The 19,207-nt window shown below is 59.6% G+C and carries 20 protein-coding genes; 8 read left to right on the plus strand and 12 right to left on the minus strand.

Annotated elements, in window-relative coordinates; all coding sequences use genetic code 11:
• Positions 1 to 81: 81 nt before the first annotated feature.
• Complete coding sequence (locus tag BLP23_RS06640; RefSeq protein WP_092584032.1) at positions 82 to 1,467, minus strand: leucyl aminopeptidase family protein; 1,386 nt, start codon at positions 1,465 to 1,467, stop codon at positions 82 to 84.
• Positions 1,468 to 1,610: 143 nt separating this feature from the next.
• On the opposite strand from BLP23_RS06640, the gene BLP23_RS06645 reads away from it, so the two are divergent.
• Positions 1,611 to 2,435: a tetratricopeptide repeat protein gene (locus BLP23_RS06645; protein ID WP_092584033.1), complete on the plus strand. Its 825-nt coding sequence runs from the start codon at positions 1,611 to 1,613 to the stop codon at positions 2,433 to 2,435.
• Between the two features lie 7 nt (positions 2,436 to 2,442).
• Here BLP23_RS06645 and BLP23_RS06650 read toward each other — a convergent pair whose 3' ends face one another.
• From BLP23_RS06650 to BLP23_RS06695, 10 genes are all read right to left on the minus strand, one after another.
• On the minus strand, positions 2,443 to 3,075 hold the full coding sequence (locus tag BLP23_RS06650; RefSeq protein WP_092584034.1) for a LysE family translocator: 633 nt from the start codon (positions 3,073 to 3,075) through the stop codon (positions 2,443 to 2,445).
• Between the two features lie 133 nt (positions 3,076 to 3,208).
• Entirely contained in the window at positions 3,209 to 4,192 is a 984-nt protein-coding gene (locus tag BLP23_RS06655) for a type II secretion system F family protein (RefSeq protein ID WP_092584035.1), read from the minus strand.
• A 15-nt stretch (positions 4,193 to 4,207) separates the two neighbouring features.
• Complete coding sequence (locus BLP23_RS06660; protein ID WP_092584036.1) at positions 4,208 to 5,215, minus strand: type II secretion system F family protein; 1,008 nt, start codon at positions 5,213 to 5,215, stop codon at positions 4,208 to 4,210.
• The gene (locus BLP23_RS06665) at positions 5,215 to 6,690 is read right to left on the minus strand and encodes a TadA family conjugal transfer-associated ATPase (RefSeq protein WP_092584037.1); all 1,476 of its coding nucleotides are present in this window, start codon (positions 6,688 to 6,690) and stop codon (positions 5,215 to 5,217) included. Before BLP23_RS06665 ends, BLP23_RS06660 begins: the two co-directional genes overlap by 1 nt.
• A 32-nt stretch (positions 6,691 to 6,722) precedes the next feature.
• Positions 6,723 to 8,003, minus strand: coding sequence for a CpaE/TadZ family protein (locus BLP23_RS06670; protein ID WP_092584038.1), 1,281 nt, complete (start codon positions 8,001 to 8,003; stop codon positions 6,723 to 6,725).
• Between the two features lie 16 nt (positions 8,004 to 8,019).
• The gene (locus BLP23_RS06675; protein WP_092584039.1) at positions 8,020 to 8,760 is read right to left on the minus strand and encodes a CpaD family pilus assembly protein; all 741 of its coding nucleotides are present in this window, start codon (positions 8,758 to 8,760) and stop codon (positions 8,020 to 8,022) included.
• Positions 8,757 to 10,262: a type II and III secretion system protein family protein gene (locus BLP23_RS06680; protein ID WP_092584040.1), complete on the minus strand. Its 1,506-nt coding sequence runs from the start codon at positions 10,260 to 10,262 to the stop codon at positions 8,757 to 8,759. The genes BLP23_RS06675 and BLP23_RS06680 overlap by 4 nt, the downstream gene beginning before the upstream one ends.
• Before the next feature lie 10 nt (positions 10,263 to 10,272).
• Positions 10,273 to 11,085, minus strand: a complete 813-nt coding sequence (cpaB, locus tag BLP23_RS06685; RefSeq protein ID WP_092584041.1) for a Flp pilus assembly protein CpaB — start codon at positions 11,083 to 11,085, stop codon at positions 10,273 to 10,275.
• A gap of 110 nt (positions 11,086 to 11,195) precedes the next feature.
• Positions 11,196 to 11,708 (minus strand): A24 family peptidase, encoded by a 513-nt coding sequence (locus BLP23_RS06690; RefSeq protein ID WP_092584042.1) that lies wholly within the window; start codon positions 11,706 to 11,708, stop codon positions 11,196 to 11,198.
• A 162-nt stretch (positions 11,709 to 11,870) separates the two neighbouring features.
• Positions 11,871 to 12,053 (minus strand): Flp family type IVb pilin, encoded by a 183-nt coding sequence (locus tag BLP23_RS06695; RefSeq protein ID WP_074066274.1) that lies wholly within the window; start codon positions 12,051 to 12,053, stop codon positions 11,871 to 11,873.
• 413 nt (positions 12,054 to 12,466) lie between these two features.
• On the opposite strand from BLP23_RS06695, the gene BLP23_RS06700 reads away from it, so the two are divergent.
• From BLP23_RS06700 to BLP23_RS06730, 7 genes are all read left to right on the plus strand, one after another.
• Positions 12,467 to 12,880 carry a pilus assembly protein N-terminal domain-containing protein gene (locus BLP23_RS06700; RefSeq protein WP_092584043.1) on the plus strand — a complete coding sequence of 138 codons (414 nt, stop codon included), beginning with the start codon at positions 12,467 to 12,469 and terminating at the stop codon, positions 12,878 to 12,880.
• 78 nt (positions 12,881 to 12,958) lie between these two features.
• Positions 12,959 to 13,600 carry a TadE/TadG family type IV pilus assembly protein gene (locus BLP23_RS06705; RefSeq protein WP_092584044.1) on the plus strand — a complete coding sequence of 214 codons (642 nt, stop codon included), beginning with the start codon at positions 12,959 to 12,961 and terminating at the stop codon, positions 13,598 to 13,600.
• A complete protein-coding gene (locus BLP23_RS06710) occupies positions 13,600 to 14,184 on the plus strand; it encodes a TadE/TadG family type IV pilus assembly protein (protein ID WP_092584045.1) in 585 nt (194 codons plus the stop codon). Before BLP23_RS06705 ends, BLP23_RS06710 begins: the two co-directional genes overlap by 1 nt.
• Before the next feature lie 91 nt (positions 14,185 to 14,275).
• Complete coding sequence (locus tag BLP23_RS06715) at positions 14,276 to 15,496, plus strand: phosphopentomutase (protein WP_092584046.1); 1,221 nt, start codon at positions 14,276 to 14,278, stop codon at positions 15,494 to 15,496.
• Entirely contained in the window at positions 15,493 to 16,461 is a 969-nt protein-coding gene (locus BLP23_RS06720) for an adenosine deaminase (protein ID WP_092584047.1), read from the plus strand. The genes BLP23_RS06715 and BLP23_RS06720 overlap by 4 nt, the downstream gene beginning before the upstream one ends.
• A gap of 108 nt (positions 16,462 to 16,569) precedes the next feature.
• Positions 16,570 to 17,199, plus strand: a complete 630-nt coding sequence (upp, locus tag BLP23_RS06725) for a uracil phosphoribosyltransferase (RefSeq protein ID WP_022713305.1) — start codon at positions 16,570 to 16,572, stop codon at positions 17,197 to 17,199.
• A 126-nt stretch (positions 17,200 to 17,325) separates the two neighbouring features.
• Positions 17,326 to 17,898, plus strand: coding sequence for a TIGR02281 family clan AA aspartic protease (locus BLP23_RS06730; RefSeq protein WP_092584048.1), 573 nt, complete (start codon positions 17,326 to 17,328; stop codon positions 17,896 to 17,898).
• On the opposite strand, the gene deoA is transcribed toward BLP23_RS06730, so the two are convergent.
• The gene (deoA, locus tag BLP23_RS06735) at positions 17,899 to 19,206 is read right to left on the minus strand and encodes a thymidine phosphorylase (RefSeq protein ID WP_092584049.1); all 1,308 of its coding nucleotides are present in this window, start codon (positions 19,204 to 19,206) and stop codon (positions 17,899 to 17,901) included.
• Between the last annotated feature and the right edge of the window lies 1 nt (position 19,207).

The raw sequence follows: 19,207 nt of genomic DNA on the forward strand, positions 1-19,207 counted from the left end.
TTTTCCCGGAGAGAATGCTGGCAGGCAAGAGGCGGCAGAATCTGCCGCCCCGCAAGGTGAATAAAATTTTAACGATCGCGGTCAGCCGCGGCGGATATGGTGGTAAAGCGCGCGGATCGCCTGCGCCTCGCCGCCGCCTGGCGAATGAGCCCGCTCGGTCGGCGCCCAGCCGTAGATGTCGAAATGCGCCCAGCTCTTCGCGTTGCTGACAAAGCGTTTCAGGAACAGCGCCGCCGTGATCGAACCCGCCATGCCGCCCGCCGGAGCGTTGGTGATGTCGGCTATCTTGGCGCGGATATCCTTGTCATAGCCCATATAGAGCGGGAGCCGCCACAGCGGGTCGTCCGTCTCGAGGCTTGCGTCAGTCAGATCGTGGGCAAGGTTTTCGTCATCCGTGAAAAAGGGCGCCAGATCGGGGCCGAGCGCAACGCGGGCAGCGCCCGTCAGCGTCGCCATGTCGATCAGGAGATCCGGTGATTCCTCGTCGGCATAAGCCAGCGCATCGGCGAGGATCAGGCGGCCTTCCGCATCGGTATTGTCGATCTGGACTGTCAGGCCCTTGCGGCTCTTGTAAATGTCTCCCGGGCGGAACGCATTTGCCGAAATCGAATTTTCAACGACGGGAATGATGACGCGGAGGTCGACCTTCAGCTTCGCGTCCATGATCATCAGCGCAAGCCCCATCACGTTCGCCGCACCGCCCATGTCCTTCTTCATCAAGAGCATGGAGGAGGCCGGCTTGATGTCGAGGCCGCCGGTATCGAAGCAGACGCCCTTGCCAACGAGCGTAACCTTGCGGTGACCCTTCTTCCCCCAGCGCAGTTCCAGAAGCCTTGGCGCGTCAGCGCTGGCGCGGCCGACGGTGTGAACCAATGGGAAGTTCTCCTTCAGCAGATCATCGCCGATGGTGACCGACATTTCCGCCTTGTAGTGCTCGGCAAGGCCGCGGAAGGCAGCTTCGAGCTGTTCGGGGCCCATGTCATTGGTCGGTGTGTTGATGAGATCGCGAGCGAGGAAGACGCCTGCGAGCTGGCGCTTAATATCGGTGCCATCGGCATCGCGCGGGATCATCAGCGTCGCGGCTGCCTGCTTGTCGGAACGATAGCGGTCGAAACGGTAGCTGCCGAGACCGAAACCGAGCGACAGGCGGTTTGCCGTCAGCGGTGCGGTTTCGATATGCCAGTCGCCGGCTGGCAGTGACCGGGCAAGCTTGCCGGTGATATAGGGCTGCTCCGATGGATTGGCGCCGAGGCCGAAAAGCGCCCCGCCAAGATGGCCGGCGTCAGTCGGGATCAGCAGCAGTGAACCGCTTTCCGCCTTGTAGCCTGCCTTCTTCGCCCAATCGAGCGCGATCGGATCGATCGTGCCGGTCTCGATATGCGCCGGCGTGACCGCGAAGATCGGCAATGTGGAACCGCCTTTCGTGTTGAAAGGCGTCGGTCTCTCGATGAACTGATAGGGGGCCATATTTATCCTTCGACGATGTCTGGGAATCGTTTTTTTAACGGTCCGTTAGGGTTAACAGACTATTGCTGGAGTGAAGATTGCGTCAAACCTTTCCCTGTTCCGCTTAGAGGTCAAACGCCAGTTTCTGAATTCAGGAAAGCGCAATGCCTCTCCCGGCCATCCATCCATTCAAGAACCGTATTCTCCAGTGCGTCACGGCAGCGCTGGTTGTCACCGCGCTCGCAGGTTGCTCGACGACCAAGGACAAGATGACGACGGGTTCGGTGCCGAAGCTGACAAAGCCAGTCGAGGCCATGGATGCGAACGAGCTCCACGCAATGACGGAACGGGTCGGGCAGGCCTACGAGAAAAACCCCCGCGATCCGGTAAACGGCGTCAACTATGCCAACCTGCTGCGCATGGCCGGGCGCGACGCGCAGGCGCTTGCCGTCATGCAGCAGGTTGCGATTTCCAATCCTAAAGACCGCAATGTCCTTGCTGCCTACGGCAAGGCCCAGGCGGCGGCAGGACAGTTCCAGCAAGCGCTCGACACGATAGGCCGGGCGCAAACCCCCGACCGGCCTGACTGGAGGCTCATTTCTGCCCAGGGCGCGATTCTCGATCAGATGGGCAAGCCCAGCGATGCGCGAGCGCGTTATCGCGATGCGCTGGACATCATGCCGAACGAGCCTTCCGTGCTTTCAAATCTCGGCATGTCCTACGTGCTGACAGGCGATCTCAGGACCGCCGAAACCTATCTCAAGCAGGCGGCGAGCCAGCCGGGCGCCGATAGCCGTGTCAGGCAGAACCTCGCCCTTGCAGTCGGCCTGCAGGGACGTTTTCCGGAGGCCGAAGAGATCGCCCGCCGCGAGCTCGCGCCGCAGCAGGCAGACGCCAACGTCGCCTATTTGCGTTCGATGCTTTCCCAGCAGAATTCATGGCAGAAGCTCGCGGCAAAGGACAGCGCCCCGGCAAGCAACACCAACTGATCTCCGGCTACCGAAGCATCGCGCCGGAGAAGATCAAGCGCAAACCCAGCCCGCCCATGACAAGCCCAGCAGCGCGGTCGATCCAGTGCTTGGCGGCCAAATAGACCTGGCGGGGACGGCGGGCGGAAAAAGCCAGCGCCACGATCGCATACCATCCGGCCTCGATCGCGAAGATTCCGATCGGCAGGCCGATCATGACACCTGCAGGTACGGTTTTCGGCAGAAACGCTGCGAATATGCTCGCATAGACGATGATGGTCTTCGGATTGCTGAGCTGTGTCAAAAGCGCCATCGAGAAACTGCGGCCGAGCGCCACCCTGCCCTCAACCGCACCGGATACATCGAGAGGCGCCTTCGCGCCCTGCCAGATGCGAAATGCGATATAGACGAGATAGGCACCGCCTGCAAACTTCAGCACCAGGTAAAGCCACGCGAATTGCATCAGCAAAGCCGTCAGGCCTGCGAGCGCAAGAATGCCGAACATGACGCCACCAACACCCATCCCGAGCGCCGCTGCCAGGCCATCAAGGCGCGAGCGGGAAATGGCGATGCGGGAAACGACGACGAAACTCGGGCCGGGGCTCATCGCGCCGACCATCAGTGCTGCAAAAATGTTCGTGAGGATGGCTGCGGAAGACATAAAGGCTCGCTCCTGATTTCGAAAGACGCCAGGCGAGCGTCGGTCACATCAGCGCTTCCCGATGGTCTTCGATCTCATTCGCCAGTCACGCGGAACTACGGCTAGCTGGTTTCCGCCTCGCCTGCAAGCGGCATCAGAACCTGTCGGCGACCTGGATGCCGGCCGGGCCGAGGATGACGGCAACGAGAACGGGAAGGAAGAACAAAATCATCGGAACGGTCAGCTTCGGCGGCAGGGCAGCAGCTTTCTTTTCAGCCTCGTTCATGCGCTCGTCTCGGCCCTCCTGTGCGAGAACGCGCAGCGCCTGAGAAATCGGGGTGCCGTAACGGTCGGCCTGGATGAGCGCCTGGGTGACTGAACGCACGAGATCGATCTGCGTACGCGTGCCGAGGTTTTCCAGCGCCTGACGGCGGTCCGGCAGGAAGGAAAGCTCGGCCGTCGTCAGCACCATTTCTTCGGCAAGCGGCGGCGACTGTTCGCCAAGCTCTTCCGATACGCGTCGCATCGCCGCTTCGATCGAGATGCCGGACTCGACGCAAATCAGCATCAGGTCGAGCGCATCGGGCCAGGCACGCTTGATCGAATGCTGACGCTTCGACATGCGGTTCGAGATGAAGATGTTCGGCGCATAAAAACCGAGATAGCCCGTGCCGATCATAGCAAGCAGGCGGATAGGAAGCGGCTTGGCTGCGAGGTTGCCGAGACCGAAAATCCAAAAGGCGGCGAGCGCGAGGAAAACGAAGGGCAGAAGGAAGCGGGCGACGAGGAATGTGTTCAGAGCGTTTTCGGAGCGGTAGCCGGCTGCACGCAGCTTGTTCATCGTGTTTTCGTCGACCAGCGCTTTGCGCAGATTGAAGCGCTCGACGATCTGGCGGACAGAGCGATTGTTTTGGTTGCGAAGCGACGCCTTGTTTCCCGCCTCCGTGTTCATACGGGCACGCTCGCGTGCGCGAATCTGATCACGCTCCGTCGAAACGGCGCGCATGCGCTTGTTCAAATCACCGCGCTCGAAGAAGGGAACGGCGATCGTGTAGAAGGTCGCAAAGACAGCGATCGCAACGAGAAGCGCGACCAGCATGGCCGGATCGGTCAATCGCGCTGCAAGATCTGCTGACATGACGCTTGCCTCCGGCTAGATGTCGAAATTGACCATGTTGCGCATGACGAAGATGCCGATCGACATCCACACCGCCGATACACCCATGATGAGGTGCCCGCGCGAATCGGTGAACAGGACCATCATGTATTGCGGTGATGTGAGATAGACGAGCGTGGCGACGATAAAGGGCAAAGCGCCGATGATGACGGCGGAAGCCTTGGCCTCCATCGACAGCGCCTTCACCTTGGCCTTCATCTTCTTGCGGTCGCGGAGAACCTTCGAGAGATTGCCGATCGCTTCGGAAAGATTGCCGCCGGCCTGCGACTGAATGGCGATGACGATCGCAAAGAAGCTCACTTCCTGCAGCGGCATGTAGTTGGTCATGCGCGCACAGGCGTCGGGAACACTGAGGCCGACCTGCTGCGATTCCACGACACGGCGAAATTCGGTTTTCACCGGATCGCGGCCCTCGTTTGCGATGAGGCGGATCGCGTCGTTGAGCGGCAGGCCGGACTTGATCGAACGCACGATGACGTCGAGCGCATTCGGAAATTCGTCGAGGAACTTGTTCTGGCGGCGCTTTATCAGGAAGCCCAGAATCCACCGCGGCAGGCCGAGGCCGGCAACGACCGGAAGCGCAAGTACGACCAGCATCGGCGCGCCGGCAAGCAGCGCGACGAGCATCAGGAACAGGCCGAAGGCGGCACTGAACATGTAGAATTTGGCAGGCGTGATCGCAAAGCCCGCCTGGGTCAGCCGCGACTTCAGCGACAGTTTCCGTTTTGTGTTTTCCTGCTGGCGCTTTTCGAGGTCCTTGAGATTGTCCTGCACCGACTTGCGGCGCTTCGACATTTCCTGGACACGGTCCCGTGCGGCCTTGACCTTCACACGGTCGGTCTCGGTTGAAGCGACGCGGCTGACACGATTGGCAGCCTTCTTCTCGGTCTCCATACGGCTGAAGAGCAGGCCATAGCAAACCGCGCCGGCTGCGACCGCAACCAGCACGATGATGGCGAGCACTATCGGATCGAGACCGAACATCATACCTCCTTCGACTTTGCTTCCATCTCATCCAAGGCGGCGGCCAGGCGCTTTTCCTCGTTGTAGTAGCGCGCGCGGTCCCAGAAATTCGGCTTGCCGATACCGGTCGACATATGACGGCCGATCAGTCGGCCGCCGGCGTCCTCGCCTTCGATCTCGTAACGCATCAGATCCTGGGTGATGATCACGTCGCCTTCCATGCCGATCACCTCGGTGATCGCCGTGATGCGCCGCGAGCCGTCGCGAAGACGCGCTGCCTGAATGATGACGTCGATCGAGCCGGCGATGATTTCGCGAACTGTCTTTGCCGGGAGACTGTAGCCGCCCATGGCGATCATGGATTCGATACGGCTCAGGCATTCGCGCGGCGAGTTCGAGTGGATCGTTCCCATCGAGCCGTCATGACCGGTGTTCATCGCCTGCAGAAGATCGAAAACCTCCGGTCCGCGCACTTCGCCGACGATGATACGCTCCGGACGCATGCGAAGGCAGTTCTTGACGAGATCACGCATCGTGATCTCGCCTTCGCCTTCGATGTTCGGCGGGCGGGTTTCCAGCCTAACCACATGCGGCTGCTGCAGCTGCAGTTCCGCCGTGTCCTCGCAGGTGATGACCCGCTCGTCTCTGTCGATATAGTTCGTCAGGCAGTTCAAAAGCGTCGTCTTGCCGGAACCGGTACCGCCGGAGATCACGACGTTGCAGCGCACCCGGCCAATGATCTGCAACAGCTTTGCGCCTTCAGGCGTGATCGCGCCGAAGCGGACGAGCTGATCAAGCGTCAGCTTGTCCTTCTTGAATTTACGGATCGTGAGCGCCGGTCCGTCGATGGCGAGCGGCGGGGCGATGACGTTGACACGCGAGCCATCCGGAAGACGGGCGTCGCAGATCGGGCTCGATTCATCGACGCGGCGGCCGACCTGGCTGACGATGCGCTGGCAGATCGAGAGAAGCTGGCCGTTGTCGCGGAAGCGAATTTCCGATTCGACCGTCTTGCCGCCGACTTCGATAAAGGTCTTGCCGGCGCCATTGACCATGATGTCGGCGATATCGTCGCGCGCGAGCAGCGGTTCCAGCGGGCCGTAGCCGAGAACATCGTTGCAGATGTCTTCAAGCAGCTCTTCCTGCTCGGATATCGACATCGCGAAGTTCTTGATGGTGATGATATCGTTGACGATGTCGCGAATTTCCTCGCGAGCGCTTTCGGCATCGAGCTTGGCAAGCTGGGACAGGTCGATCGTATCGATCAGCGCCGAGAAGACCTGCGCCTTGGTGTCGTAATATTCGTCGGTGCGGGCCGGTCGCCGGCGCTGTGGCGTCTGCATCGGCGGCGGTGTCACCTGGGGCCGGCCAGGCTCTCTTGCCGGCTCGACCAGCACGGCGGGCGCGGAAGAAGGAACCGCCGCGGCAGGCGGCGGTGGCGGTGCGCTTACACCCCCGCCCTTTCCGAAGCCTTCATTTCCGCGTTTTCCGAACATGCCACAAAATCCAATCTACTCGTTTTCGACTCTTACTTGGCGCGCTTCAGCAGCCCCATCAGCCCGCCGCGCCTCGCCTTCTTGATGGCCACACGGCCGGTGACGATGTGTGCCAACTGCGAGAAGGTTTCGGCGGTTGGCGATTTCGGATCCATCTCCGAGATCATGCGACCGCTATTGGCGGCATTGCCGAAAAGACCGACATCGAAAGGAATGATCGCGATCGGCTCGATCTCGAGCGGTTCGCAGAAATCGGACGGGGCGATTTCCGGCCGCTTCGGCATGCCGACCTGATTGAGAATCAGATGCGGCATCTTATCGTTCGGACGCAGCTTGCGCAGGGCATCGAGCATGTTCTTTGCGTTGCGCAGGTTCGCAAGATCGGGCACGGCGCAGATAACGACCTCATCCACGGCAGTCAGGACCGAGCGCGTCCATTCCGACCAGGCGTGCGGGACATCGAGCACCGTCACCGGCGCGCTGCGCTGCAGGACTTCAAGAACCGGCTGAAATGCCTGGCCATCGAAATCATAAGCGCGATCGAGTAGCGACGGTGCCGCAAGCAGCGACAGGTGTTCCGAACATTTCGTCAGCAATCGGTCGAGAAAGACCTCGTCCAGCCGATCGGGAGCAAAGACCGCCTCGGCGATCCCCTGCGTCGGATCCTGGTCGAAATCGATATTTGCCGTGCCGTAAGGCAGATCGAGATCGGCGAGGATCGTCTCGGTCGAAAAGAGATTGGAGATGCCGAAAGCGCAATTGTGGGCGATCGTCGAGGCACCGGTGCCTCCCTTGGATCCGATAAAGGCAATGCTGCGGCCAAGCGGCTCGGCATCCGGGTCGACGAAAATCGACGCCATGGCCATCATGACGTCCGGCATCGCGATCGGCTGAACCATGTATTCGGAAATGCCGTTGCGGATCAGCTCGCGGTAAAGCGCGATATCGTTGTACTGGCCGATGATGACGACCTTGGTGCTCGGATCGCAGACGGCCGCAAGCGGCGCAAGCTCTGAGAGAAGGCTTGCCGCATTGGCCTTGGTTTCGAGGATGATCAGGTTGGGCGTCGGAGCGCTGGCGAACATGTTCGCAGCAGCCGCAATGCCGCCGCTGGTGATCCGCAGGCTCACCTTCGCCATCCGCCGGTCGTTGCCGCAGCGCTCCATCACCCGCTGAAGCGCCTCACTTTCGCAGAAAGCGTGCACGGAAATACGCGGCAGCGGCCGCATATTTTCCAGCTCGCCCATGCGAACGGCGTCTTCAGCATGCTGGAGCTCCGTCGTGTTCTTGATCTCGTATTCGATCGGGCTCATCGTCTGGATCCGCTCCTCATTGGAAGGTGCCTGAGTTGTTGTGTTCAAGGACGGTCCTGTATTCGCGATATTCAGTGATGGCGTCATTGCGGCGCGCAGCATCGATCGGCGTCATGCCGCGCGGCGCAATCAGGTCTTCCGGATTGGCGATCTGTGCAGCCAGATTGTTCTGGGTAGCGCAGCCGAAATTGTAATAATTCTGGTTGTCGAAGCCGCCGCCGATATCCTTCGGCCATTGGCCGCACTGCGTGGTCATGGCTGTCATGCCGACGAAGCTGAGCCGGATCGGCGCTGCATCGCCAGGAGTTGCCGAATAGCTCGCATTGACGATCTTCGAGCTCGGTATCCGTCTCTTCGAGAGCTCGGCCCGCACCTGGTTGCGCAACTGGCTTGCGGCAGCCGAATTTGGCGAACCTTGCGGGGTCATGACGTAAACCGGGCCGGAAGCCCGGGATATATAATTGGCTGCAAAACCGCGGATCATATCACGCTGGGCAATCGTCAAGCGCCGATCCGTCGAGGCGACCGGGATATCGACCGTCTGCTCGGCCTCTGCCACCACGATCGGATGGCGCTGGCGGTAGTCGTCGGGGATACCGCCGGTTGTCAGATTGTCGCGTGGAGCCGCGCAGCCGGAGAGCATCGCACCCGCAAGTGCCGCCGCGCCAAGCATGGCCCACTGCATCGTGGATTTCGCGCTTTGAGCCATGGCCCGGTCACCATATCGTTTCATCGTTTTCGATCCTGCGCCGCTCATTTGTAGATAAACCCAATGGAACCGTGGAATTGCGCGTCTGCCACCGGCGCTTCGCGGCGGCCATAAACCTTGTTGACACGGTTCATGAGGAACGCCTGGCCATCATGTTCCGGACTGAAATTGTCATCCGGCCGGTTAAGCTCGTTGCGGGCGACGGGGCGTACCAGATAGGGGGTCGCGATAATGACAAGCTCGGTTTCTTCTCGCTGCACAGTCCTCTGGCGGAACAATGTGCCCAGCAGGGGGATCTTGTTCACACCCGGCGTGCCGTTCGATGTCTGCGAAACGTTGTCCCTGATAAGGCCGGCAAGCGCGATCGAGCCGCCGGAGGGAAGCTCGACGGATGTCTCGGCCGAACGGCGCTGGTAGGTCGGCTGCGAACCCGAGACGGATGGTGCAGGCTCGGACACATTGGTCACGATTTCAAGACTGATGCGGCCTGAAGAGAGAACCACCGGCTTGAAGGCCAGATTGATACCGTAGTTGTAGGGAACCACGGTCACGTTGCCGTCATTGTCGGTGGTCGAATAGAGAACCTGACCACCCGAATTGAAGGTGGCAGCCTGACCGGAAATCGCCGTCAGCGTAGGCTCGGCAAGCGTTCTGACGACCTTCGCCTGTTCCAGGGCGTTTAGATAGGTCGATATGTCATACTTGCCGATCGAGCTCTTGAAGAGGGCTGCAAGTCCGCCACCGACCGTCGCAGCGGCGCCATCCGCAGAAGGCACGCCTAGCTGCGCCACGGTCATGCCAGAGGAATTCGATACAAGATTGTCGAAGCCGATCTGTTTCAGGATTTCGCGACGGACCTCGGCGATCGTCACCTTGAGCGTGACCTGATCCTCGCCTTCAATCTGCAGCAGGTTGACGACCTGCGATTCCTGGCGCGCCTCGGCGAAAAGCGCGACATCGCCCTGCTGAGCGCTACTGGCGGCCGTCTCGGTTCGCGTCGTCGCTTCGCCGCCCTTCAGAAATGCCTGGGCAAGGTCGGCCGCCTGCTTGGCATCCTGCGGCGTACGGACGGTGCCGGTCAGCACGATGTTGTCGGACACGATCTCGACCTTGATATTGGAGTCGACGATGAAGCGTCTCAGGTTCGTCTCGAGGCCGGAGACATCGCGTTCGATTTCGATGTCGAGGCTCACGACCTCCTGTCCATCGCTCCCGAAAATGAAGATGTTCGTTTGGCCGACCTTCTTGCCGAAGAGGTAGATACGGCGCGAGGTGCGCGTTACGGCATCCGCCATCGACGGATCGGAGACGAGAATATCATGTGCTTCCTCGGGCAGGTCGACGACGACTGCCTTGTTGAGACCGAGTTTCAGGCGGCGGTGGGCGCCGGGACCGGTCCGCGAGATCTGGATGACGCCTTCCGATTCCGCATGGGCAATCCCTGCGCCAACGAGTGGCGCGAAGGCAGGTGGCGTCAGCCCCGAAACGACGATCGCCAGTGTAAGAAAGCCTGCGAGGAAAGACTTGCTGCGCCGCATTGTGTTGACCATTAAGTTCCCCTCATTCGGCCTTTGGCGCACTGCTGTCTGTGACGATCGAACCGGACTTGATGACCTGAACCAGCGCGCTTCCATTGTCTCCGTTCAGGAGATAATCGGCGGCACTCGTATCCTGCTCCTGCGCGTCGGCTACGGAACGCAAGGCAAGCGACAGCTTGTCGGCCATCTGCTGCGCGACCGTCAGAACCTTGGTTTGATCGGGCGTCAGTTCCAGGGTCGCCGTCGTGCCCACGACGGCCTTGGAACCATCGTCTTTTTCTTGGATCTGCTGATCGATGGCGAGAACGCGGACATTGCTCAGCACGGCTTCGGTCAGGAACTTGTCGCTCCCCTGCGCCCTGCGGACCATGATGACGTCGACCCGGTCGTTCGGAAGGATGAAGCCGCCGGCGCCGGTTGCGACCGAGATTTCCGTCGCGACGGCGCGCTTGCCGGCCGGCAGAAGTGCCGAGAGTATTCGGCTGTTGGAGTCGGCGATTTTTTCCGGCCGGATCGGCTCGCCTTCGAAGATCGGCAGGCGGACCACCGCCCCTAACATAACCTTGATCGCATCGGGCTTGTCGGCTTCGGTGATGAAGCCCTGGATGACACCGCCCCGCGGCCAGGGCATCCAGTGAACCGCCTTGTCGTCAATGCGGGCGCCGACCGGCAGATTGGCGCTCGAGACCAGCACGTTGACCGTCGGTTCCTTTTCGACCACCGATTGAACCTGCGTGACGACACCGCCCCGCCCGGCAAGCTTCATCGCCAGAAAGCCGGCGAGCCCAGCGGCAACGACGGCCACTGAAAGTATCATCAAACGGGCGGGCTTCATTATTCAGTCCTCGGGAGACGGTATCTTCACCCCGAAGAATGCTCAGGAATTGGTGTAATTATAGTTAACGGAACACTTACATTTTAAGTTAACGGAGGTTTAAATCGCCGTTACTTCAGCGTTTCCAACGCATTGATCAGCATCGGCGAGTGCGGGAACGCCATGAAACCGCCAATCGCGATTGCGATGCCGTACGGGATTTTCTTCGCAAATAGAATCGAACCCGGAACAGGCAGGCCTATAGCCAGGATCGTGTTGGATTGTGATCGTATCATCAGGATTGCAAACGTCAGCAAGCCGCCGATCACGCCGACGCAGCCGATGAAGAGGATTAAGCTTTGATTGAAGCCAAACCAGAGCGCAGCGGCTATTAGAAGCTTCGCGTCGCCTCCGCCCATGACATTTGAGGCAAAGAGGGCGAAACAGCCACAGAACACGGCAAGCCCTGCGGCAAGATGCATGCCTATCACCGGGATTGCCATCCCCGTAAGCGGTGCGATGATCAGAAACGAAATGGCGAGAATAAGCGATACACGGTTCGGGATCGTCATCGTGAACAGATCCGAGAATGCTGCGATCGCGAGGCAGAGAGGAAAGATCACAAAAACGGCGGCGGCGATCATCTGTGGCTTCCTTGCAAACTCGCACGATCATGATCCGTGCAGACTTAATAAATCGCGAAAACGGCGAGCGCGAGTGCCAAATTATTGACTGCACTTGGAATCAAAACAAAAAACCGCCCTTGCGAGCGGTTTCCGTAGTGCGCTGCATCGTCGAAACGATGGTTAGTGCGCCGCGGTCGCGGTATTCATCTTCGTGGAGAGATTGTTGAACGTGTTGCTCAGCGTATTGCCGAGGGTCGTCGCACCGGCGATCAGCGCTACGGAAATCAGCGCTGCGATCAGGCCGTATTCGATTGCGGTCGCGCCGGATTCATCCTTCAGAAAACGGCTAAAAAGCTTGGTCATGGTTACTCCTAACTCCAGTTGAGGTTCAGCACGTCCGCCAACTGTTGCCGTTGATCGGATGCCACAACCTAGCAAGCGGCTATTTCGATCGGCTTAAGGAAGAGGGTTACCAGATCGTAAATGCTAAAGTAGAAACATCCATGGTAAGTATTGCGTTACCCGGATATATTCAATTTTATCTATACTGCAAATCGTATAAAACACCGATCTTCGGGATGCATCAAAACATTACATAGGCTGCGCCATTACTGATCACCATGCCTCAGGAAATCCTTCTTGCCTGACCCAATTTGGATAAACACGTGCCATCATCAGGCATGCCCGGCAGTTCTTAAAGCTTCATTCACCATTTTTTCCCATTGTGTCTTGAGATTTCTGCCGGACTCTGATCCGGATCCAATAAAGAGAACGCTATGCCATCGAGCGGCAAGACTATCTCCTTTACCGCGGCAGCCATCCTCGTGCTTTGCGGGTTTCAGGCTCCCGTGCGCGCCGAGGAAGGCGTACTGCGCGTCTATATGAACCACGCGCGTGTTTTGAAGCTCGACCGGCCAGCCAGCAAAGTGATCATCGGCAATTCCAAGGTTGCCGACGCGACCGTTGCCGATCCGAAGACGATCGTGCTGACAGGCCGCAGTTTCGGGACGACCAATCTGGTGCTGCTCGATGCCGATGGCAATGCGATACTCGACGAGACGGTCCTCGTTTCAATCGACGAAGGCAACACCGTTCGCGTCTACCGACAGACCGATCGCTCCGTCCTTTCCTGCACGCCGAACTGCGAACAACACACGCAGCAGAACAATGCGGCAGATGCCGGCGGCTGACGCAGGATCGTCGTCATCCGTTAAACTGTTGACCCGCCCTGAAACGGAAAATCAACGAACGCACTTTACGATCGCGGCATGAACGTTCCATCGGATGGCGCCGTCGCGGCCAATGATCACCAGGCAGATAGAACCTGCACGCCGCCCGGCAGGCGTGGCGGATGGCGGGCCTTTGCGCGCTCGCGCGACGGATCGGCAGCGATGGAATTCGCGCTGCTTGCCATTCCCTATTTCATGGTGATCTTCGCAATCCTGGAGACCTTCATCGCCTTCGCCGCGGAAGAACTTGTCTCCAACGCTGTCGACACCATGAGCCGCAAGCTGCGGACCGGACAGATCACCAATGTCGTCGGGCAGACGACCTATAAGGACCGGACGGCATTCCGGCAGGAATTTTGCGAAGAAGTCTCAATCCTGATCCAGTGCTCCGACACCGAAATCGCCACGCCGAACAAGCTTTGGCTCGATGTCCGCACATTCAGCAAGTTCGCCGATATCCCCGACACCATTCCGATGAATGCGACAGGCCTCGATACGACAGCGATGCAATATTCACCCGGCGGCTCAAGCTCGATCAACATGGTTCGCGCCTACTACCACTGGCAGGTCGTCACCGATCTTGTCCGGCCCTATATCACCCCATACCGCACAGCCGACGGATCAAGGCTGAACGACTACCTTATCGTCGCCACAGCCGCCTTCCAGAACGAGCAATACTGATGGCGGCGAGCAGAACCCTGATGCGGTTGAAAGAGAAGCTCCTCCGGCTCGGGCGCGATCGCAGCGGCGTTGGCGCAATCGAATTCGCCATCCTCTTTCCCGTCCTGGTGATGCTCTATATCGGCGCCTTCGAAATCACGATCGGACTAAACGTCAGCAAACGCACCAGCCGCGCTGCCGGCTCGATCGCCGACCTGATCACGCAGCAGCAGAATGTGACCAGGAGTTCGCTGAGCGATATCAGTTCCCTTACCGGCGCGATTTTCGCTCCCTTCGATTCGACCGGCATGCAGATCAAAGTCACCGGCATCACCATCGATGCCGGTGCCAATGCCAAGGTTTTATGGTCTTGGGCAAACGACGCGACGACGGCGCCCTATGCGGCAAATTCTACCGTAACAGGCGTTCCGACCGACATGCAGAAGGCAGATAGCTTTCTCGTGCGGGCCGATCTCAGCATCCCCTACAAGCTGTTCGCGTTCGGCCCCGATTTTCTTCCAGGCGACATGCAGGAACTCACGATCCACCGCACCTACTATTACCGCCAGCGGCAGGGCGACAATGTCGCCTGCAGCGATTGCTGATGGCGATCCATTGAAATTTGCCAAGCCTTCGGCGGCATTATATGCCTGAGCGGAATTGCGGCTTTTTAGCCGCCTAGCTTGATGGTTTGCGATGGCACGAGCATTTCTCTTCGTTCTTGATTCCTTCGGCGTCGGCGGCGGGCCGGACGCGGCGCAGTATGGCGACGAGGGTTCGGATACGCTTGGCCATATCGCGGAATTTTGCGCGGCCGGCGCTGCCGACAGGCAAGGCTTGCGGTCTGGCCCGCTGTCGCTTCCCAATTTGTCGGCACTCGGCCTGATGCAGATTGCCAAGACCGCGACCGGGCGCGCTCCAGCCGGCATGCCGGTTCCAGATAAAGTCTACGGCATTCATGGCTGCGCCAATGAGATCTCCCGTGGCAAGGATACGCCCTCGGGCCATTGGGAAATCGCGGGAACGCCGGTGACATTCGATTGGGGTTATTTTCCCACGGAAGGCGATGCCTTTCCGTCGCAATTTATCGAGGCGCTCTGCACCGCGGCGGAGGTTCCGGGTATTCTCGGCAATTGCCACGCCTCAGGCACGGAAATCATCGCCCGGCTCGGCGAAGAGCATATCCGCACCGGCAAGCCAATCTGCTATACCTCGTCCGACTCCGTCTTTCAGGTCGCGGCACATGAGACGCACTTCGGTCTCGACCGGTTGCTCGGCTTTTGCCGCATCGCCCGCACACTCCTCGACAGCCACAACATAGGCCGGGTGATCGCCCGGCCCTTCATCGGCCAGACGTCCTCAACATTCGAGCGCACCGGCAATCGCCGCGATTTCTCGGTGCCACCGCCGGAGCCGACGCTGCTCGATCGTCTCCTCAAGGCGGAGCGCAACGTTCATGCCATCGGCAAGATCGGCGATATCTTCGCGCATCAGGGTGTTTCGAGGATCATCAAGGCGAACGGCAACGACGCACTCATGGACGCGTCGCTCGCCGCAATGGAAGAGGCCAAGGACGGCGACCTCGTCTTCACCAATTTCGTCGATTTCGACATGGTCTATGGCCATCGGCGCGATGTGCCTGGCTATGCCGCCGCGCTCGAAGCCTTCGATGCGCGGCTGCCGGACGTGCACCGCAAGCTTGCCCCCGGCGATCTCGTCATCCTTACGGCCGACCACGGCTGCGATCCAACCTGGCGCGGTACGGATCATACACGCGAGCGCGTGCCGATCATCGCTTACGGTCCGGGGCTGAAGTCTCGCAATATCGGCATTCGCAGCACATATGCCGATATCGGCGAGACGGTTGCCCGGCATCTCGGCATCGCCGCCGGACAGCATGGGAGAAGCTTTCTGTGACGTCACATTTGAAGAAGGTCGAGCTGCACTGCCATCTGGAGGGCGCGGCACCTCCTGCGCTGACCGAAGCCCAGGCGAGAAAATACAACACCGACATCAGCGCTTATCTTTGCGACGGAACATATGTCTGGCATGATTTTGCGAGCTTCCTCGAATGCTACGACAAGGTTTCCGAGGTCTACCAGACCGACGAGGACTACGGGCTTCTTACCGAGACCTATCTGCAGGAGCTTGCGGGGATCGGTACGATCTATAGCGAACTCATCGTTTCACCCGACCACGGCGAGCGTATCGGGCTTGGTGCAGATGCCTATATCGCCGGTATCTGCGAAGGCATTCGCCAGGCCAAGGCAAAGAGTGGCATCGAAGCGCGGCTGATCGTCACCGGCGAGCGGCATTTCGGGCCTGAGCGCGTGATCGCCGCTGCGAAATACGCGGCCAAGGCCAACAACCCGCTGATCGCCGGCTTCAACTTGGCCGGCGAGGAGCGCATGGGACGCGTTGCGGATTATGCCCGCGCCTTCGATATCGCCCGCGACGCCGGTCTTGGCCTAACCATTCACGCCGGCGAAGTCTGTGGCGCCTTCAGCGTCTCCGATGCGCTCGACGTCGTGCGTCCCTCGCGCATCGGGCATGGCGTTCGTGCGATCGAAGACCCAGATCTCGTCAGGCGGCTTGCCGATCTCGGTACCGTCCTCGAGGTTTGCCCTGGCTCCAATATTGCGCTGAACGTCTTTCCCGATTTCGCTTCGCACCCCTTGCGCAAGTTCAAGGAAACAGGCGTTCGCGTGACAATCAGTTCAGACGATCCACCCTTTTTTCATACTTCATTGAAGCGCGAGTATGAGCTCGCCGCCGATGCGTTCGGTTTCAGCGACAGCGAAATCAACGAGCTGACGCGGACCGGCATCGAAGCGGCTTTCGTCGATGAAGCAACCCGCATGGCGCTGCTCGCCCGGCTTTGAGCCGACCGGGCTTGAAGATCATGCCGTGAAAATCGCCTCCACTCTTGCAGTTGAGGCGCTTTCCATGAAAGAAACGTCCGATAAGAACAATTAGAGGAAGGCCTGGCCATGGAAGGCGTCATCGTCATCGATCACCCGCTTGTGCAGCACAAACTCACCATCATGCGGCGCAAGGAGACATCGACGGGCAGTTTCCGCCGGCTGCTCCGCGAGATTTCGACGCTGCTCTGCTACGAAGTTACGCGCGATCTCGAACTGACGATGGAAACCATCGAAACGCCGCTACAGACAATGGAATCGCCGATCCTGGAAGGCAAGAAACTCGTCTTCGCCTCGATCCTGCGCGCCGGAAATGGGCTGCTCGAAGGCATGCTCGATCTCGTGCCTTCTGCCCGCGTGTCCCATATCGGTGTCTATCGCGATCACGAAACGCTCCAGCCTGTGGAATATTACTTTAAGGCGCCGGAGGACGTAGCAGAACGTCTCATCATCGTCGTCGATCCGATGCTAGCGACCGGCAATTCCTCGATTGCCGCAATCGACAAGCTGAAGGAACGTGGCGCACACAATATCCGCTTCCTTTGCCTGCTCGCTGCTCCCGAAGGCATCAAGAATTTCCGTTCGGCGCATCCCGATGTGCCGGTCTTTACGGCAGCGATCGACAGCCATCTGAACGAAAAGGGCTATATCATGCCCGGGCTTGGTGATGCAGGCGACCGCATGTACGGTACAAAGTAACTTCAGCTTTCCTTTACCAAATCCAACGATATCGAAGGCCCGGAGCATTAATCCGGGTCTTTTTAACATCGCCATTAGCGACTTTTCAGCAATTGCGGCGTAGCGATCTTGAAGAGTCAAGCCCGCATGAGGCGTGGTTTATACAGGCAGGATTTCTGTGTCATGCTCATGCGTATCGTCATTTTCGCGAGCATCGTCGCCGCGCTCGCCACGCAAGTTCCCTCCTTCTTCGAAGGCAATGGCGGCCAGCCGGCTACTGAGACCGCTTCGGCCAACATCGTCTCAACCGCGACCGACCAGCCGACGACTCCCGCGCAGGTTCCCGGTAATGGCCGCATGCGCCTTCAGGCCAATGCGCAGGGGCACTATACAGGCGACTTCAAGATCAACGGCAGACCCGTTAAGGGCCTGATCGATACCGGCGCGACCTATGTGGCGCTGAACGAAAGCCTTGCCCGCCGTCTCGGCTACAGTGCCAATCAGCTCGATTTCCGGTACGCCGTAAACACAGCCAACGGCCAGACCAAGGCCGCACATGTCACGCTCGATCGCATGGAGATCGGCGGCATCCGCGTGCAGGGCGTGGAAGCCTTCGTGCTCAAGGATGACGCGCTTTCGACGACTCTGATCGGCATGAGTTTCCTGAAGAAACTCGAGTCTTATTCCGTTGCCGACGGCTCACTGAATCTGAAGCAGTAATCAAATGCGGCCGGAAATAATCGGCGGCAGCGAAGGCGCGTTGCCGCCGATGCGGTAGCTTGACGCGATCGAGGCTGCGGCCTTTTGCGCCGCCGCCTCGCTTGCAGCATGCACGATCGCGAGCGTATCGCCCTTCTCGACACGCGTGCCAAGCGGTAGCAGAGCAGCAAAGCCGACCCGATGGTCGATCTTGTCTGCCGGACGGCGCCGCCCGCCGCCGAGATCGATGACGGCCATGCCGATCTCGCGCGCATTGCAAGCTGAAAGCCATCCGCTCTCACTTACGAGAACCGGCCTTTCGATCGGCGCTTTCACCAGATATTTTGCGGGCTTTTCGACAAAATCCGCCGGACCGCCGAGCATATGCACCATGCGGGCAAAAACCTCCGCCGCCTTGCCAGACGTCAGCGCCTCGCGGGCTTTCACTTCGCCGTTTTTCAGAGACTGGCAAATACCGGAGCTCACCAGCATCTCGGCTGCGAAGGCCACAACGACGGCCTCGAGCCGGGTTCCAGCTTTTCTGCCGGCCAGGAAATCCAAGCAGTTCCATATCTCCACGGCGTTGCCTGCTGCGTCCGCCAGCGGCTGGTTCATATCGGTGATCAAGGCGGAGGTCTTGATCCCTGCTCCATTTGCCACATCCACCAGAGATTGCGCCAAAAACTTTGCCTGCTCATGATCTGCCATAAAGGCGCCGTTGCCGGTTTTCACGTCGAGCACCAAGGTCTGAAGCCCGGCGGCGAGTTTCTTGGAGAGAATGGATGCCGTGATCAGCGGAATGGAATCGACCGTCGCCGTGACATCACGCACGGCGTATAGTTTGCCGTCGGCAGGCGCCAACGAGCCCGTCTGTCCGATGATGGCGCAGCCGGCTTGGTTGACGACGTTGCGGAAAAGAGCAGCGTCCGGCGTGATTTGATAGCCGGGAATGGATTCCAACTTGTCAAGCGTTCCGCCGGTGTGGCCGAGGCCGCGGCCCGAGATCATCGGTACCGCAAGCCCGCAAGCAGCCGCAATCGGCGCCAGCATCAGCGAAACGTTATCGCCGACGCCGCCGGTCGAATGCTTGTCGGCGATCGGATGATCGATCCCGGGCCATGTCAGCATGTCGCCGGATCGCGCCATGGCGAGCGTCAGCGCGACGGTCTCCCCGCGCGACATGCCCTTGAACCAGACGGCCATCGCAAAGGCACCGATCTGCCCCTCTGATAATTCACCGGCGGAAAGAGCCGCAATGAAGGACTGAATCTCATCCGTGGAAAGGACACCGCCATCCCGCTTTTGCCGGATGATCTCCTGCGGGATCATG

Source organism: Rhizobium mongolense subsp. loessense (genome assembly GCF_900099775.1).
GTDB classification, from domain to species: domain Bacteria; phylum Pseudomonadota; class Alphaproteobacteria; order Rhizobiales; family Rhizobiaceae; genus Rhizobium; species Rhizobium loessense.

What these genes read in the sequence shown, in the direction of transcription:
- BLP23_RS06675 (WP_092584039.1), bottom strand. Translation starts at nt 8,760, where the DNA reads ATGAGCGGCGCAGGATCGAAAACGATGAAACGATATGGTGACCGGGCC.
- BLP23_RS06665 (WP_092584037.1), bottom strand. Translation starts at nt 6,690, where the DNA reads ATGTTCGGAAAACGCGGAAATGAAGGCTTCGGAAAGGGCGGGGGTGTA.
- BLP23_RS06710 (WP_092584045.1), top strand. Translation starts at nt 13,600, where the DNA reads ATGGCGGCGAGCAGAACCCTGATGCGGTTGAAAGAGAAGCTCCTCCGG.
- BLP23_RS06650 (WP_092584034.1), bottom strand. Translation starts at nt 3,075, where the DNA reads ATGTCTTCCGCAGCCATCCTCACGAACATTTTTGCAGCACTGATGGTC.
- BLP23_RS06640 (WP_092584032.1), bottom strand. Translation starts at nt 1,467, where the DNA reads ATGGCCCCCTATCAGTTCATCGAGAGACCGACGCCTTTCAACACGAAA.
- BLP23_RS06730 (WP_092584048.1), top strand. Translation starts at nt 17,326, where the DNA reads ATGAGGCGTGGTTTATACAGGCAGGATTTCTGTGTCATGCTCATGCGT.
- BLP23_RS06690 (WP_092584042.1), bottom strand. Translation starts at nt 11,708, where the DNA reads ATGATCGCCGCCGCCGTTTTTGTGATCTTTCCTCTCTGCCTCGCGATC.
- upp (WP_022713305.1), top strand. Translation starts at nt 16,570, where the DNA reads ATGGAAGGCGTCATCGTCATCGATCACCCGCTTGTGCAGCACAAACTC.
- BLP23_RS06645 (WP_092584033.1), top strand. Translation starts at nt 1,611, where the DNA reads ATGCCTCTCCCGGCCATCCATCCATTCAAGAACCGTATTCTCCAGTGC.
- BLP23_RS06670 (WP_092584038.1), bottom strand. Translation starts at nt 8,003, where the DNA reads ATGAGCCCGATCGAATACGAGATCAAGAACACGACGGAGCTCCAGCAT.
- BLP23_RS06695 (WP_074066274.1), bottom strand. Translation starts at nt 12,053, where the DNA reads ATGACCAAGCTTTTTAGCCGTTTTCTGAAGGATGAATCCGGCGCGACC.
- BLP23_RS06715 (WP_092584046.1), top strand. Translation starts at nt 14,276, where the DNA reads ATGGCACGAGCATTTCTCTTCGTTCTTGATTCCTTCGGCGTCGGCGGC.
- deoA (WP_092584049.1), bottom strand. Translation starts at nt 19,206, where the DNA reads ATGATCCCGCAGGAGATCATCCGGCAAAAGCGGGATGGCGGTGTCCTT.
- cpaB (WP_092584041.1), bottom strand. Translation starts at nt 11,085, where the DNA reads ATGAAGCCCGCCCGTTTGATGATACTTTCAGTGGCCGTCGTTGCCGCT.
- BLP23_RS06705 (WP_092584044.1), top strand. Translation starts at nt 12,959, where the DNA reads ATGAACGTTCCATCGGATGGCGCCGTCGCGGCCAATGATCACCAGGCA.
- BLP23_RS06700 (WP_092584043.1), top strand. Translation starts at nt 12,467, where the DNA reads ATGCCATCGAGCGGCAAGACTATCTCCTTTACCGCGGCAGCCATCCTC.
- BLP23_RS06680 (WP_092584040.1), bottom strand. Translation starts at nt 10,262, where the DNA reads ATGGTCAACACAATGCGGCGCAGCAAGTCTTTCCTCGCAGGCTTTCTT.
- BLP23_RS06660 (WP_092584036.1), bottom strand. Translation starts at nt 5,215, where the DNA reads ATGTTCGGTCTCGATCCGATAGTGCTCGCCATCATCGTGCTGGTTGCG.
- BLP23_RS06655 (WP_092584035.1), bottom strand. Translation starts at nt 4,192, where the DNA reads ATGTCAGCAGATCTTGCAGCGCGATTGACCGATCCGGCCATGCTGGTC.